The 15,672-nt window shown below is 58.6% G+C and carries 10 protein-coding genes; 5 read left to right on the top strand and 5 right to left on the bottom strand.

Translation table 11 applies throughout. The features are described 5' to 3' along the window. Positions 1-111: 111 nt before the first annotated feature. The 5 genes from NAT49_RS12300 to NAT49_RS12280 form a co-directional block, all read right to left on the bottom strand. Positions 112-3,327, bottom strand: a complete 3,216-nt coding sequence (locus NAT49_RS12300) for an AAA domain-containing protein (RefSeq protein ID WP_251594628.1) — start codon at positions 3,325-3,327, stop codon at positions 112-114. After that, positions 3,324-4,640: a restriction endonuclease subunit S gene (locus NAT49_RS12295; RefSeq protein ID WP_251594626.1), complete on the bottom strand. Its 1,317-nt coding sequence runs from the start codon at positions 4,638-4,640 to the stop codon at positions 3,324-3,326. The genes NAT49_RS12300 and NAT49_RS12295 overlap by 4 nt, the downstream gene beginning before the upstream one ends. Continuing rightward, positions 4,640-6,217, bottom strand: coding sequence for a class I SAM-dependent DNA methyltransferase (locus tag NAT49_RS12290; RefSeq protein ID WP_251594625.1), 1,578 nt, complete (start codon positions 6,215-6,217; stop codon positions 4,640-4,642). The genes NAT49_RS12295 and NAT49_RS12290 overlap by 1 nt, the downstream gene beginning before the upstream one ends. 35 nt (positions 6,218-6,252) lie before the next feature. Continuing rightward, on the bottom strand, positions 6,253-9,660 hold the full coding sequence (gene hsdR, locus NAT49_RS12285; RefSeq protein ID WP_251594623.1) for a type I restriction-modification system endonuclease: 3,408 nt from the start codon (positions 9,658-9,660) through the stop codon (positions 6,253-6,255). Between the two features lie 207 nt (positions 9,661-9,867). Further along, positions 9,868-10,266: a hypothetical protein gene (locus NAT49_RS12280; protein ID WP_251594621.1), complete on the bottom strand. Its 399-nt coding sequence runs from the start codon at positions 10,264-10,266 to the stop codon at positions 9,868-9,870. 539 nt (positions 10,267-10,805) lie between these two features. On the opposite strand from NAT49_RS12280, the gene NAT49_RS12275 reads away from it, so the two are divergent. The 5 genes from NAT49_RS12275 (at position 10,806) to NAT49_RS12255 (ending at position 15,652) form a co-directional block, all read left to right on the top strand. Continuing rightward, complete coding sequence (locus NAT49_RS12275; RefSeq protein WP_251594619.1) at positions 10,806-12,908, top strand: putative bifunctional diguanylate cyclase/phosphodiesterase; 2,103 nt, start codon at positions 10,806-10,808, stop codon at positions 12,906-12,908. A gap of 109 nt (positions 12,909-13,017) precedes the next feature. After that, the gene (locus NAT49_RS12270) at positions 13,018-13,341 is read left to right on the top strand and encodes a YkgJ family cysteine cluster protein (RefSeq protein WP_251594617.1); all 324 of its coding nucleotides are present in this window, start codon (positions 13,018-13,020) and stop codon (positions 13,339-13,341) included. Positions 13,342-13,387: 46 nt separating this feature from the next. After that, complete coding sequence (locus tag NAT49_RS12265; protein ID WP_251594615.1) at positions 13,388-14,062, top strand: spermidine synthase; 675 nt, start codon at positions 13,388-13,390, stop codon at positions 14,060-14,062. Positions 14,063-14,147: 85 nt separating this feature from the next. Continuing rightward, a complete protein-coding gene (gene arfB, locus NAT49_RS12260) occupies positions 14,148-14,564 on the top strand; it encodes an alternative ribosome rescue aminoacyl-tRNA hydrolase ArfB (RefSeq protein ID WP_251594613.1) in 417 nt (138 codons plus the stop codon). A gap of 71 nt (positions 14,565-14,635) precedes the next feature. Continuing rightward, the gene (locus NAT49_RS12255; protein WP_251594611.1) at positions 14,636-15,652 is read left to right on the top strand and encodes a zinc-dependent alcohol dehydrogenase family protein; all 1,017 of its coding nucleotides are present in this window, start codon (positions 14,636-14,638) and stop codon (positions 15,650-15,652) included. Positions 15,653-15,672: the final 20 nt, after the last annotated feature.

The following is a 15,672-nucleotide window of genomic DNA, read 5'->3' as shown; positions in this document are numbered from 1 at the left end:
TGAGCGCTGCCGAGTAAATCGTTGAAAGAAAAGGAAAGCCACTAAAAAAAGCGCCTCGAAGGGCGCTTTTTTTCATCGGATCAAAGAAGCGGGTGGCTAATCGAAAACTGCCTAAGACGGCAGCTTCTCGGAGGCTTCGGAAAAATACTGTTTACTGCCCCAGATCTCGGTACTGCCCACGACATAAACGCGTTTCTTGGCACGGGTGAGCGCCACGTTGAGGAGGTTAGGTTTAGCGCTTGCCCAGTTCGCGGCCCCTGGTGACTCACTCGATAGCCCCAGCACCAGAATGACGCTGTCCTCCTCCTTGCCCTGAAAGGTATGAACGGTGCCCACCCGTGCCTTGAGCCAGTCGCGTAGCGCACTGGCGCCGCCGAAGGCAGTCGCATCAAGCCGGTTGGCCAGTTCTGTCTGCAAGCCTTGCGCCACGGCCTTGAAAGGTGAGATCACATAGACACTCGGGAGCTCTCCGGTTTTGTCGATATGGCGCTTGAGCATACCGGCGACCTTTGCCGCCTGAGCAGGAACGAAATGCTTGCCGCTTACCTCGCCTTCGACATCGAACCAGCGGCTGTCGCCCGGCCCCGGCACCAGGTCGTCATTGCCGTGGAGCATCTTGTCGTTGTAGGCGATGCGGTTGGCGATACTGAACATCGGCTCGTCACAGCGTCGGTGGACGCGCAAGGGGCTTCCGACCCAAAGTTCATCGGAAATTTCGTTGGTGCCGTACGGGTTGGCGCGATCCGCCACGACCTGAACCGACGACACCGTGGGCGACCACTTATACCAGTCGCGCTCGAACTCGCCCTTGGCCATTGCCTCGACCAAACCGGCCGGCACGGTGAAGACGGGCTCGATCTGTAGCGGATCGCCCACCACCACGGCGCGTTTGGCGCGCCAGAGAGCACCCGCTGCCTGCTGCGGCGGAGCCTGGCCCGCTTCGTCCACGAACAGCCAGCCGATCTCCCCCTCGCCCAGCGCCCTGAATTGATTCGCGATGGAGGCAAACGTTGACGACACCACCGGCACGATTAAAAACAGCATCTGCCACAACGCCTTGGCGGCCTCGCGGTCATCAATACTTCCGTTGAGCAGCGCCATCAATGAGCTGATGGTTGCCCAGAGCTGGTTTTTCTTGTCGGCGTAGGCGGCCACCAGCCACGCCTGATGCAGCTCGAACGCGCGCGCGGTCAGCTGTCCTCGGGCCTCGTTGAGTGCCTTGCAGTGGCCAAAGGACGTGCGCTGCACCTCGGCCGCGTCCAGGTCCAGCATCTCATCGGGCAGCAGTACGTCCTGATACCTGGTCTCGAGGGTGTGACACGCCTCGCGCTCAGCGTTCAGCCGTTTCTCGAGCGATGCCAGGCGCTGCTCACTTACCTCCGCCTGCTGAGCAGCACGCCGTTCTCGCTGGGCAAGCTGTTTCAACTGGGCGCGGTGGCGGCAATACGCCGTGATGGGCCAAAGCGCCACCTTTACCGCCTGCCGCTTGCCTCGCCAGAGCGCCACTCGGCTCGCCAGGCGGCGGTCGATCTCGGCCCGGCGGCGGCCCTCCTCGGTTTGACGCACTAGCTGCTTCAGCGCCTGCAGCCGAGCGATATCCTGGTGCGCCGCCTCGACCCGCTTTTTGGCCTCATTGAACGCACGCTGCGCGGCGCGAAAATCCTCGAGCGCACCGCCCTTCTCGGCGAGCGCCTTGAGCGCAGGCACCAACGTTCTGTAGTGCTCGGCCTCACCTTCAGCCTCACACTGATCTATAGGCTTGAAAAAGATCCGCTCACCAAAGGTTGTGCGATTGCTTTTATTACCAAGCGCCGTGGCGATCAGCCCCCAGCATGCCTTGTCCGGTGCCAACGCCTCGACATAAAGCTTGCTGCCGCGCGGCTCATGGCTGGCCGCGAGTTTCTGGCCCACTGGTTTCAGGTACGAAAGCGCCTGGTATGCATCGCCCAGCGCCTTTGTTTGCGGCAGCTCCTGGGTGACGTTTTCCACCGCGGCGTTGTTGCTGGAGGCCACCACCATCTCGAAGCCGGCAAGTTCGGGAATCAGCGTCTTGATGGGCTTTAGCTGATCGTCGAGCTTGACCGTCAGATTCTCACCGAAGGCAGCGCCCGGCGAGCCCAGCGCGGCCAGCACCTCCGCGCGCTTGGTGATGTTGCGCGCCACTAGGTCGCGCAGCATCGTCGTTTTGCCGGTACCGGGGGGGCCGTTAACGGAGTACAGGCCGCCATCTTCCAGTTCCTGGTCGATGGTGTTGATGGCGAACTGCTGCATCAGACTCATCGAGTGTGCGTCTTCCCCCGGCCAGCGCCCGGCGGGCATGCGCCGGGGGGAAAGCTGTTCCATCAACAGCGCACGGCCTTCTGGCAGCAGCAGATCAGGGTGACGCGGTACCTCGCCGGAAAGGTAGCGGGCCAGCGGCGAGCCGGGGGCCAGAGGCCGATCTTTCAGCTGGCACAGAATCGTTTCCAGATCGCGGATGAAAAAGCTGTTGAGAATGGCGATCTCGTTGATGGCGGTGGACAGCTCAGCGGCGCTGTCACCTGCGGTCGTCTCGGCAGCGCCATCTTCCGGCGCGTCGAGGCGCGCGGAAAGCTGCGCGAGCGGCGTCCACGTCTCGCTTCCAATAGAAACCATGTCGCCAGGATGTTCTGCGTTGCCGCTGTGGCCGGGCAGCAGCTGAACCACTAGGGCCGGGGCCTCGCTTTGCGGCGCAAAGGCGGTCCAGCCTTGCATCGCCTTGAGCATCTCGATGATCTCGAAAGTACTCAAGACTGGCGGCAAACCGTGTTCACTTTTGAGGTTGTCCGCCACGGTAAGAATCGTGGTCAACCGCTCGCGAAACACCTCGGTGGCCGCCTCGAACGCATCAAGGGTGACAGCGTCGAGGGTGCCTTGCTGCAGCGCGCCCAGCACCCAAGGGGCAGTGGAGATTTCGATACTCTGCCGATCCAGTGTGCCGTCTTCCTTGACCATGGCGGTCAGCGAGCAGGTCAGCCCCTCGTCGCGGCTGCGCTCCATCCAGGCCTCGCTCTGCTCCGGGTAAGCCTTACGGGCCACCTCGAAAATTTCCTGACGGCGGAAAAGTCCCAGATAGAGCTTGAAGCGGTAGGCGTTGCCTACCCGGTACTGGGCGCCCGCTCGGCGTATCGTCTGGCGGTCCAACCAGGGCAGACTGTTCGGGGCGTCCACCAGCTCGTCGCTACGGTAGTGGATCGCCCCTTGGCCGTGGTCGATGCCCTTGAGCTCGGTGGACTCGAAAAACTCGACCTTGTGCCAGAACGACAGAATGCGCTCGGCCTGAGACGCTGAGGATGCCGCCTGACTCATGTCGTCGCCTTTTTCCGCGTGCGTTTTTTCGGCGCCTGCGCCGCGCGCTCGGCCTGGATGCGTTCCAGCAGCGCCTCGGCGCTGTTGTCACCACTGATCAGCTCAGGGTTATCGGCTCGCCATTGCGCGGTCAGCTCGCCGCGAAAGGCTTTAGAGAGGATGGATTGGGTGAGCTGGTTAACGCGCTCCAAGGCGCTATTGACCTGGCGCTCGACGGTGTCGGCATAGGCGAAGAGCTGATCGACCCGGCGAACTATTTCGGTTTGTTCTTCATAGGAAGGTTTGGGTATTGGAATCTGCAAAAGTGCTTTTTGCCCGATATTACGCATCGACATCTGATTGCCAGTTGAACGGTCTTGTACTTCTTTACGACCAGCTATGGAACGGAGGAACATATCAACCCATCGCTTGTCTTCATCGTTCATCTGAAGACGAAGCACTTTATCGCTAAGCATAAGATTTCTTGTTACTTTATGAACGATAACAGGATTGCCTAACAGCTCTATTGTATTAGCTCGAGATATCAGAAAGTCGCCTATTTTTATTCTTCGTGTTTCAAGAAACTGATTTTTATCGGGCAGAGTTTTGCTCTGATCTTCATCGTAAACCCCCCAAGTAACAGCACTAATTTTAATGATCCCATATTCATTTTTATTAGGTGGCACTTCGATACATTTTAGGTTTTTACCTGCTTCAACTTTGTCGACTAACTCACCTAAATTGGTTTTCAACCAATCAGTCAACCTTTGGGAATTTCGCCACTCCTCCGTCAACCGCCCACTCACCGCCGCAGCGAGCACGGATTGGCGAAAGCGCTTGAGAATCTCGGGAATACGTTCGAGGCGGGCTTTGGTGCTGTCCACTTGCGCCAGCAGGGTGTCGAGGGTGTCTGCGATGACCTTTTGTTCGGCGGGGGGGGGAACTGCAAAGTCCAGCTCTTTTAGAAATTTAAAATGTCGTGAGTAACCTTTATCGGGTATTTCTAACGCTCGCATTTGAAAATATGCGAAACGTGGCAAGAGATACATATCTGGTTGAAGGACTTTAGTACCATCCGCCCCAGGCACAAAATTAAAATCGACCCACTTTATTGCTCGAGTATGATCGCCGAATACAATTATCGGTTTAGATATGGTGATCAATTTATTAGGATCATCAACGTAACCTGCAACCGCACTTTGCCCTTGATCAATAACAGGGAATTTACCAACCTTTAAACAGTCTTTAGTTTTAACCTTCTTTCCTGTTGTAGAAATTTGACTAAAACCAGTTGCCGCTTTTATCCGCACCCATTCTGCTGGAATAAAAGGCATCATTCCCCCCTACCCATCATTTCCTGCACCAACACCCGTTGCCCATCAGCCTCATCCTCGGCGCCCAGCGCGCGCATCAGCCCGTCCAGCTCGCCCAGCGCCTGTACCAGTTCGCTCATGGCTTCCCCGGCCAGCACCTCGGGCGCGGGTAGGTCAGCGGCATCGACGCTGTCCTTGTCCTTGAGCCAGCTGATGTCGAGCGAACCCCCCTTGGTGTCGCGAATCCACTCGCGGGAGAAGCAGCGCCAGCGGGATTTGGCGAGGCGGTCGTCATTTACGCCCTGGTTTTCCTCCGTGGCATCAAGATCAACGGCAATGTCATCCGCGTTGAACGACCACTCGCCTTCCTGGCGGGGGCTTTGGCCGTTGGGATCACTACCGAACACGGCTTCGAACGGTTCGAGGTGCTTTTCCGTGAAGGGGGTGCGCTTGCCGAAGCTCGGCATGTTGGTACGCAGGTCATAGACCCAGACGTGTTTCGTGTTGCCCTTGTCCTGAGTGGGGTCTTCCGGCTTTGAGAAAAACAGCACGTTGGTTTTGACGCCTGCGGCGTAAAAGATGCCGGTGGGCAGGCGCAGAATGGTGTGCAGGTTGCACTTTTCCATCAGGTCGCGGCGTATCTGAGCGCCTGTGCCGGCCTCGAACAGCACGTTGTCCGGCAGTACCACGGCGGCGCGGCCGCCGGGCTTGAGCATTATGTGATACATCAAGTGCAAAAACGCCAGCTGCTTGTTGCCGCTGTAGAACAGCAGATCATCCCTGGTGGGGAGACCACCGCCCTGCTTGGTGCCAAAGGGCGGGTTGGCAAGCAGCAGTGAGGCCTTGGGCAGTTGCTTGCCTTCGTTGCTGAGGGTATCGCCAAACAGGATGCCGGCGTGGTGATCGTCGATGGCGATGTCGTGCAGCATCAGATTCATCAACGCCAGGCGGCGAGTATCCGGCACGAACTCCATGCCGAAGAAGGTTTTATGCTGGTAGCGGTCGTAGGCCGCTTCATCCAATGCGTCGACGTCGTTGGTGGCACAGATACGATGGTGGGCGCTGATCAGAAAGCCGCCGGTGCCGGCCGTCGGATCCACGATCACATCGTCCAGAGTCGGCTGCATCAGCGTGACCATGGCGTTGATCAGAACACGCGGAGTGAAGTATTGGCCCGCGCCGGACTTCTTCTCGCTGGCGTTGATCTCGAGCAGACCTTCGTACATATCGCCCAGACCTTCCTGGCGGGCACTGTACCAATCGAGCTTGTCGATTTCGGTGACCAGCTTGTCAAGCGTTGCCGGTTTGCGGATGACGGTGTGGGCGTTGTTGTAGATGGCCTGGGTGATCTGGGAGCCGTGGTTGCCGAGATCGACCAGCATTTTCTTGTAGAACTCCAGCCGGCTGGCGGAGTTCTGGTGCTCGAGGTCCGTCCAGGTGTTGTCGGCCGGCAACAGCTCATCCTGGCCGGTTTCTTCCACCATCTTGAGAAAGACCAGATAGGTCAGCTCGGTGATGTATTCGTGATAGGTCACGCCATCGTCGCGCAGCAGATTACAGAGATTCCAGAGCTTGGCGACGAGGTTGGGGGTATTCATATGCGGCATCGACTTCATGTGGTTGGCGCTTCGGGTCACGCCCAGAGCGCTTGGTTGAACTGTGTGAGAATATCGGTGACGGGCCGGTCAAAAAGCTTATTGGCGCGTTTGATGCCGCCCTGGGCTTTGAATGGCCCCTGATTCAGCGCGGCTTCATCCACGATGAGGGTGGCCTTCATTTGCTTTGCGATCAGCTTGAGCCAATCGCGCTGCGGGGTCTTCCAGGGCTGACTCTCGAGAATCGTTTCCAGCGCATTATCAACCCGTTGCTCCCAGGGGACCAGAGGCTCGCCCAGTGCCGCTCGGCGAATGAACCCGATGATCCTGGCGGCAATCTCTTCCTGGGTCAGTTCCCCCCAGGCGATCTGCAGATCCTGCTCGCGAAACTTGTTGCGCTCGAGTTCGACGGCGAGCTCTTTCAGGCTTTGCCGAGTGAGCTCCCACGGGCGATGAATCACGGTTTGAAGCGCCGCCAGTCGATTGCTGTTGGCGTTGACGTACGCTTCGAAGGCTTTCAGGTAGTCTTCCGGTTTCTGTCCGGCGCCATAGCCCGTCGTGGTGCCAGTCACCTCATCCTCGCCTTCGTGAATCACGACATCAGGCCGCCAATGGCCTCCACTGGTCACTTTGGCATCAAGAAGCTCGCCAAGCCCCGGGTTATTGGTGAACCATCTGGCCAGTTGCGAGACCGGCATGGTCTTGAGCTCCCGGGCAAATTCACCAGGGGGCTTGCCAGCAATGGTTTCGAATTTGTCCGCCTGCTCGGGGAGCAGATAATTCTTTTTGACCTGCAGCTTTGAGATGAACTGTTTCCGAGCCAGGTCCTGAAGCTCTGGGGCGCTGTCGCGCGTCATGTCATCTTCAAGATCCTTGAAGTCAATATCCGCCTTGGTGGCCACCGGCTTCATGGTGTTCACGTTTTCAAGCTGCTTGTAGATATCCACGGCGTCGTAGATTCGAAACGGCCCCTTGCTGATATCAGGGCATAGCCGAGTCGCACGGCCCAGCATCTGTTCAAACAGAATTCGGCTATTCACCCGGCGCAGAAACACCAGATTAGAGATGGCGGGCACATCGACCCCTGTCGTCATCAAATCGACCGTGACGGCAATATTGGGCAATCGGTCGTTTTTGTAGCTTCGAATCTTTTCCAGCGGCTTGTCACTGGCCCCGGTAATCTTCTGCACGGCGTCGTCTTCAACGACACCGTGATAATGTTCGATAGCGGCCTTGAATGCTTCCACCACTTCATCGGCATGCTTGTCTGTTACGCAGAAGACCAGCGTTTTCGCCGGTGAGTAAGGGTCAATTGAGTCGCTTTCGATCAACCACCGAGTAACGACGCCTGTGAACTCGGGCGCGATCACCTTGCGGTTGAAATCGCTGACATCAAAGTTCAGCTCGTCAGGCGTGTTATAGGTTTCGATTGCGTTAGTGGAGACGTCGTAAACCTTGACCTCTTCATTCACCTTGTAGGAGATGCCCTCTTCGGACAGTTTTGTACGTATTCGAATGGGCGGAAGGTGATCGTTGAGGTAGCCATCCAGCACGGCTTCCGTGTAGCTGTAGGTAAACGCAGGCGCACCAAAAATATCGGTCGTGTGCAGGGCGGGGGTCGCTGTCAGGCCAATCTTGAAGGCATCGAAGTAGTCGATGACGCTGCGATACTTTGACTGGTAGTCCTTCTGATCTCGAAACACCAACTCGGTCTCGCCGAGTTCACGATCCAGCAGATAGCCGCGGTGGCATTCATCCACGATGATGCAGTCATATTGACCAACACCGGGTCGCGCTGCGCCATCGGATGGATAAAGGAGTCGCTTGACCAGCCCCTGGACCGTCGCGACATGCACCTTGGTAGCGTCCTCCGGTATTGCCTTGGGTGTCTTGTTGGGCGCCATTCCCATGACGTCAAAGGTTTCTGCGAAGGTATTGAGGTTTTCCAGCCGTACTTCACCGAAGTCATCGGTGGCCTGAACGCCCAGCGCAGACCGATCCACCAGAAAAAGGACACGGCGGAAACGTTCGGCCTTGAGAAACCGGTAGACCATGGCAATGGCTGTTTTGGTCTTGCCTGTGCCGGTTGCCATGGCAACCAGAGCTGTGTTTTCCCCCTGCCTGATACGCTGCTCGACCGCTCGAATGGCCTTGATCTGGTAGTCGCGCAGGGCAAGGTGATAGTCGAACCCCATGGCCTCCAATTCATCTTCAGCCTGCTGAGGAGTTTGTCGAAGATAGGTTTTTATTTCCTGTGGCGAATACCAGCCGTTGAGCGCTCGACGTCGGTTGGTGTTGTCTCGCACGTCCAGAAACCAGATACCACTTTCCTGCTCCAGTTGTTTCAGATAGGGCCGGCCGTTGGTTGCAAACACCAACGGCACACGAAACTCGCCGTAGTGCGTTTCAATGGTAAACGCCTCTTTTTCCTGTAGCCCCCTGGCATAACGCTTGGCCTGGTCGATGCTGCTGTAGACGTTTTTGGCGCTCTTTTTAGCCTCCACTACGGCGACAGGTACCAGCCCCATAAAGAGGACATAGTCGGCGGGGCCGAAGGCAGTCGGCCATTCGGCAATGGCCCGGTCTTGGTTGGGTACAGGGCGCGCGCCAGCAGAATACGTGAGATTGACGCTGTCCGCGTTCCAGCCCGCTTCGATAAGCTGCTCATCGATCAGGACGCGAGTTTCCACTTCACTGAGCTGCAGCGTCGACTTCTCGACGCTACTGATTTGTACAGCCTGCTCTTCCGGTGGCTGTTGTGTGAATGTACGAAAATAGTGAATGTTCGCGGCATTCATCTTGGCCCGGTACCTTTCAAGGGTCGCTTCATGCTCGGCGGCCACGTCTTCCCACACCTTGCTTTCGGTCGCCATGCGCTCGGCACGCTGTCTTTCAGCATCGGCCTTCAGGGCCTCTGCTTCTTTAAGTGCTTCGGTTTGGGTAAGACGATCCTTGGTGGAAAGGTGTTGCTTCTGAAGTTCCAGAATCTGTTCTTCGAGACTCCGAACTCTGGCAGAAGGATCCTCGGGCTTCATGAATGCCTTGGTTTTAAAGCCCTGGGCCTTTGCACCACCAAATTGGAGATGAAACCACATGGCCAGCGCATGCCCTACCTGAAGCGCTTTTAATGCATCCCGGTGATTGGATGACGTCACATCGTGGGCGGCGCAGTTACCCAGCTTTCTCAAACTGTGAAACGCGTCTTTTATCTGTTGATCCAGACGAAGGGTGTTATCGAGCTCTCGCAGTAGATCGATCTGTTTGATATCACTGCCTGAGTCTACGCCCAGGCGGGATGCGATGGTTCTCGCCAACTCTTCACCAAGCTGACGCATTTTGAGCAAGGTGGTATTGGGGTCAGGAACGAAGCAGGCTTCGGCGGTTCGAGCCAGACGAACCAAAAGCTCATCGTGATGTTCCAGAAAATCGAAGTTGCTGCTGGCCACGCGCAATTATCCTCTGCATCAACAGTGGGAAACCCTATATCCGTCAGACTACCTCAGATCAAACAGGTTACTAATATTGGAATTCAACATGAATTGTTTTCTAACCCAGCCGAGTGATCGGGGTAGAACGCCTCATGAATAGCTCATTAATTCCGACCAGGAACACAGTCAGCGTCTTTCAGCCGACCTCATTAAACGCTGATCGAGCTATATGCGCTCTTCGCTCGATACGGTCTGTCGACTGATTGACACAGCAGGCGCCACGAAAGGGCAGGGCTTGAAGCGCGTATCCGCAGAACCGGAGGGTTGATGAAACCAGATCGCCAGTTCCCGGGCGATGCGCAGGGTATGAAAAAGCTCATTGACCTGGGGCTCCAGGCGCAGCTCGCGGTTCAGACGGTAGAGCAGGTCGGCCTGGCTGGTCTGCCCGTCAAACGCGATGCCGGAGAGGGCCGCAATATGCTGGGCGATGGCCTCACCCAACTGGCGCAGCTTTATCAGGGTGGTATTGGGATCGCTCGAAAAACTGCATTCCGCAGCGGTCGCCAGCTCGACAAGAAGGGGGTCGTGCTCTGCCAGAAACTCGAAATTGGAGGAAGGCGCCATGAACCAGAAGCTCCAGTCGATGAAAAAAATCGTTACCGCTTGGCATCAGTAAATCATAAGGTTATGAGCAAAATCACTTATTAAGTAGATACGATATATGCTTTTCGTTACGCCTCCTCTCAGCAAAGTAAAAGCATCACCACTTCAGCAGCATAATTACGTGCCACAACTTACACGCCTATATGCGCCTTCAATTGAGAATAAACAGCCTCGAAACGGGAACAAAAAATCAATATTTAATTATTTTTAAAGTTAAACCCCACCTCAAAAAAACAAACATGAACGAAATCTAAAAAAAATAAAATTATAAAAAAACAACATCAATTAAAATAAAATAATATCTTATTGAAAACAACACGCATTAAATTAATTAATTGTTGGGCGACATTTGTTCTGGTACTACTGGGGCCACATTCGCACCGGCGACGCTGATTGACCGCTCTAAATATTAAGCGCCATCGGTCGACATTAGCTGTCTGAGATAACAACCAGAATCAATGAAATGCCCGCGGGTTATTTCAACGTACAGAGTCTTGTGAATGGGCTACTTTGCTGCGACGTATAACATTAGCCTGGTCGTTTTATCCTTTGCCGTGGCGGGTCTGGCCTCTTTGACCGCGCTTGATCTGGCCGGGCGCGTTCGCGTCACGACAGGGCGGGCCAGCCTGGTCTGGCTCGGCGGCGGCGCCTTTGCCATGGGTACCGGCATCTGGGCCATGCATTTCATCGGAATGCTTGCCATGGATACCGCCGAATACGCAGGCTACAACCTGGCGCTGACGGCGGTGTCTCTGGGCGCCGCCATCCTGACGTCGGCCCTGGCCCTGTTTATCGTGCAGACCGGGCAGCTCAATCGATTCAGGCTGATCGCGGGGTCGATGGTCATGGGTGTCGGCATCTGCCTGATGCATTACGTCGGCATGATGGCAATGATTACTACCGAAGCCATTGCCTATCGTCCTGGCCTCTTCCTGCTGTCCGCGGCCATTGCGGTTTCGGCCTCAGGCGTTGCCCTGTGGCTATCCTTTTATCTGTCACCGGCCACCGGCCGTGCCCCCTTATGGCAACGCCTGTCAGCGGCGATGGTCATGGCCGTTGGCATTTCCGGTATGCACTACACCGGCATGGCCGCCGCGATCATGCCGAACAGCATCATGGCGCACGTTCAAAGCGGCATTACGCCCGTGGAGCTTGCCATCACAACGGCCGTGATCGCCACGTGCATCCTGCTGGCCGCGTTGATGATGGCGATCTACGACGCTCATCTGGGCTCACGCAATGCCCGGCTCGCGGCGTCCTTGCATCAAGCCAACCTTGATCTGAAGGACCGTGTTCACCGGGATCCCCTGACGCACCTTCCGAACCGCATTTTGTTCGAGGAGCGTCTCGATGCCCAGCTGCCGGTCGCGGACGGGCTGGCAGTCCTGTTCATCAATCTGGACCGGTTCAGAGCCATCAACGACACCTTCGGCCACCGCCTCGGTGACGCGGTGCTGCGCGCCGTGGCCAACCGCTTACAAAACGCGGTAGGCGCACACGACACCGTGGCCCGGGGCGGTGGCGATGAGTTCATGGTGCTGGTGTCGGGCAGCACCGACCTCGACACCTATCAGACGCTCGCTCAGCAGCTGGTCGGCGCGCTTAGCCGCCCCTTTCACATCGAAGACCACCTCATTTCATTGTCGGCCAGTATCGGCCTTAGCCTCTATCCGGATCAGGCCGCCGACCGTCACGCGCTGATGATCTACGCCGACACCGCCATGAGCAGTGCCAGCGCCAGCGGCGGCAATCGCTTTCAACTCTATGAGCCGGCCATGTCCTCTCAGGCCGAACGCCACTCGGCCATCGAGCGGCGTCTTAGACTGGCCCTCACAACCGATGGCCTGTCGCTTGCCTACCAGCCCAAGGTGAATCTTCGCTCAGGTCTCATCGAGGGCGTCGAGGCCCTGCTGCGCTGGGAGGACGACGAGCTTGGCCGGGTCACGCCGGACGAGATAATCCCGGTGGCCGAAGCGACCGGGTTGATCGTGCCGCTGGGTCAGTGGGTTCTGCGTACGGCCTGCCAGTGCTTTGGGACCGACGCCCCCTTCGAACGGCCCCTGTCCGTTGCGGTCAATGTCTCGGCACTGCAACTCGACGACCGCCAGTTCACACGCAAGCTCACCCGTATTCTGGAGGAGACCGGCTTTCCCGCCGAGCGCCTCGAGCTTGAGCTGACCGAGAGCGCGCTGGTGCATAACCCCGAGCACGCGCGGGTCACCCTGACCGAACTGCGCGCCCTCGGCCTGACGTTTGCCATCGACGATTTCGGTACCGGGTACTCAAACCTTGCCCAACTCAGACGCCTGCCGATCCAGACGCTCAAGATCGACCGCACCTTCATGATGGGCGTCACCACAAGCGCTCAAGAGGCCGCCATCGTCAAAGCCGTCATGGCGCTGGCGCACGCACTCGAGCTGCACGTGGTGGCCGAAGGCATCGAAACCCCGGCGCAGCTCGACTTCATCAGGGAACTGGGCGGCCATCACTATCAGGGCTATCTGTGCAGCAAGCCCCTCGATCGTTCGGGCCTGTTGGCCTTCATGAAGGCGCTGCCAGGCACCACCGAGCACCGGCGAGTCACCTCGACACGCCGAGTGTAATCACACATATCGTGTGGTCAGCGATTCGGACAAACCGCTGCGTTCAAGGTATCCTGCGCGTCTCACGATCGGACCGGTTCTAAAGAGCCGCCATTACAGGATGCCCCTCATGTCGGACACCGCCCGCGCCCACGACCCACGTCCCGTGGAAGACGTCAGCTGCTTCAACTGCGAAGCCTGCTGCTGCCGGCTCGAGGTTATTCTCGATGGCGATGATCTGGACCGCGGCCTTCCCCTGCATCTGACCGAGGAAGACGCCTGGGGCGGTCTGGTCATGCGCCGTGAGGACGACGGCTGGTGCGCGGCGGTTGATCGCAACACCATGCTGTGCACGATCCATACCCGACGCCCTCAGAACTGCCGCGATTTTGACGTCGCAAGCCCTGAATGCCTCGAGGAGCGCGCGATCCATCTGGTGCCGCGCGCGCACTGAGCGCTTTTTTCCACTCCGACAGGTTTCCACTCCGACAGGCGAGCCCATGGCCAAACTGACCGAAATCGATACCGCAGCCATTCCCGGAGGCCGCGGCCACCTGCGGCTTCTGCAACGTGACGATGAATTTTCGATTCGCATTGCCGGCAAGCCCGGCGAATTGATGAACAGCCGCCTGCACGGCTCCGAAGACGCCCTCGCTGAGCTTGCCTGTACGCGTGTGGCCGATCGCGCGCCGATTCGTGTGCTGGTCGGTGGGCTTGGCATGGGATTCACCCTCGCCGCGGCGCTAAAGAGCCTCCCCGACCACGCCGAAGTGGTGGTCGCCGAGCTGGTACCGGGTGTGGTGGACTGGAACCGGGGCCCGCTCGGCAGCGCCGCCGGCCACCCGATCAATGACCCGCGCTGCCGGATTCTCATCGAGGATGTGGTGACGGTACTCGAGCAGAGCCCGGGCGAGTTCGACGCCATCATGCTCGACGTCGATAACGGCCCGGAAGGCCTGACCCGCAAGGACAACGACCGCCTCTACAACGCACAGGGCCTCGAGACGATCCAGCGCGCCCTCACCAACGACGGCGTGGTCGCGATCTGGTCGGCCGGCATGGACCCGGCCTTCAGCGAGCGCCTGAAGCGGGCCGGACTCTGCGTCGAGGAGCATACGGTACGCGCGCACCGCCCCGGCAAGGGCGCGCGACATACCATCTGGCTTGGCTGGTAGGCAGGTCATCGCCGTCCGCGTTTATTCATTTATTCGTTCATCCGCTCGCCGCTGTTTTTATTGTCGATAACAAGAGGTGCCCTGCATGCCGCTCGAGGTCTCGCGCAACGTAACGATCCCCGATCATGAAATCGAGCTGAGCGCCATTCGCGCTCAAGGCGCCGGTGGCCAGAACGTCAACAAGGTCGCCTCCGCCATCCATCTTCGATTCGACATCAATGCCTCCAGCCTGCATCCGGGCATCAAGGAAAAACTGCTGGCCCTGCGCGACCGCCGCGTGACCCAGGACGGCGTGATCATCATCAAGGCCCAGCAGTACCGCACCCAGGAGCAGAACCGGGACGACGCCCTCGCCCGACTCAAGGAATTGATTCGCCCGGTGCTCTATTCCGACAAGCCGCGCAAGGCCACGCGCCCGAGCAAAAGCGCCAAACGAAAACGCGTCGACAGCAAAACCAAGCGCGGCGCTCGCAAGCAGCTCAGGGGCAAGGTCGATTACTGAGCCGGCCCGGCTTGACTACACTGAGCGTCGCCCGCAGTTCAAGCACATAGACCAGGATTTACGGAGGCTTCATGAAGGCAGCCACACTCAGCGCGCCCGGTGGGCTCGACCATATTCGCATCCGCGACATCGACGACCCCGGCATGCCCGGACCGGGCCAGATTCGGGTGGCCATTCACGCCACGTCGCTCAATTTTCATGACCTGATCGTCGCCAGCGGCCAGAGCCCGACCGAGGATGGACGACTCCTGATGTCCGACGGTGCCGGCGTGGTGGAGGCCATCGGCGACGGCGTGACCGACTTCGCCGTGGGTGATCACGTCGTGTCGTGCTTCTTCCCACAGTGGCCCGCAGGCCCTGCCACCACCCCGGTCGGCGGCTTCGCACAGACCCCGGGTGACGGCGTTGACGGCATGGCCGCCGACGCCGTTGTCCGAGACGCTGCTGCCTTCACCAGGGCACCCGCCGGCTGGAGCCACGCCGAAGCCGCCACACTGACCACCGCAGGCCTTACCGCCTGGCGGGCGCTGGTTCACGACGGCGGCCTCAAGGCCGGCGACACCGTACTGACCCTTGGGACCGGCGGCGTGTCGATTGCCGCGATTCAGATCGCACGCCTGATGGGCGCCACGGTCATCGTGACCTCTTCGAGCGACGACAAGCTTGAACGGGCCAGAACGCTGGGCGCGACCCACACCATCAACTACACCACGCACCCCGAGTGGGCGGGCAAAGTGCTCGAGCTGACCGGCGGCGAAGGGGCCGATCACGTGATCGAGCTCGGTGGGCCGGGCACGCTTGCCCAATCCATCGAGGCGGTGCGCGTCGGCGGGCATATCTCGCTGATCGGCGTGTTGACCGGACTTCAGGGCGAGGTGCCGACCGCCACCCTGATGCGCAAGCAGGTTCGCTTGCAGGGTCTGATCGTTGGCAACCGCCAGATGCAAAAGGCGTACATCGCCGCGCTGGAGGCAAGCGATGTACGCCCGGTGATCGATCGAACCTACGACGGGCTCGAGACACTGGCCGATGCCTTCGCCTACCAGCAAAGCGCCGATCATTTAGGCAAGATCTGCGTGACCTGGTAATCCCTGTTCGCGCCGGAGAC

Origin of the sequence: Larsenimonas suaedae (assembly GCF_023712105.1) — a bacterium.
Classification (GTDB): domain Bacteria; phylum Pseudomonadota; class Gammaproteobacteria; order Pseudomonadales; family Halomonadaceae; genus Larsenimonas; species Larsenimonas suaedae.
This window is presented reverse-complemented; position numbering and strand designations above follow the sequence as displayed.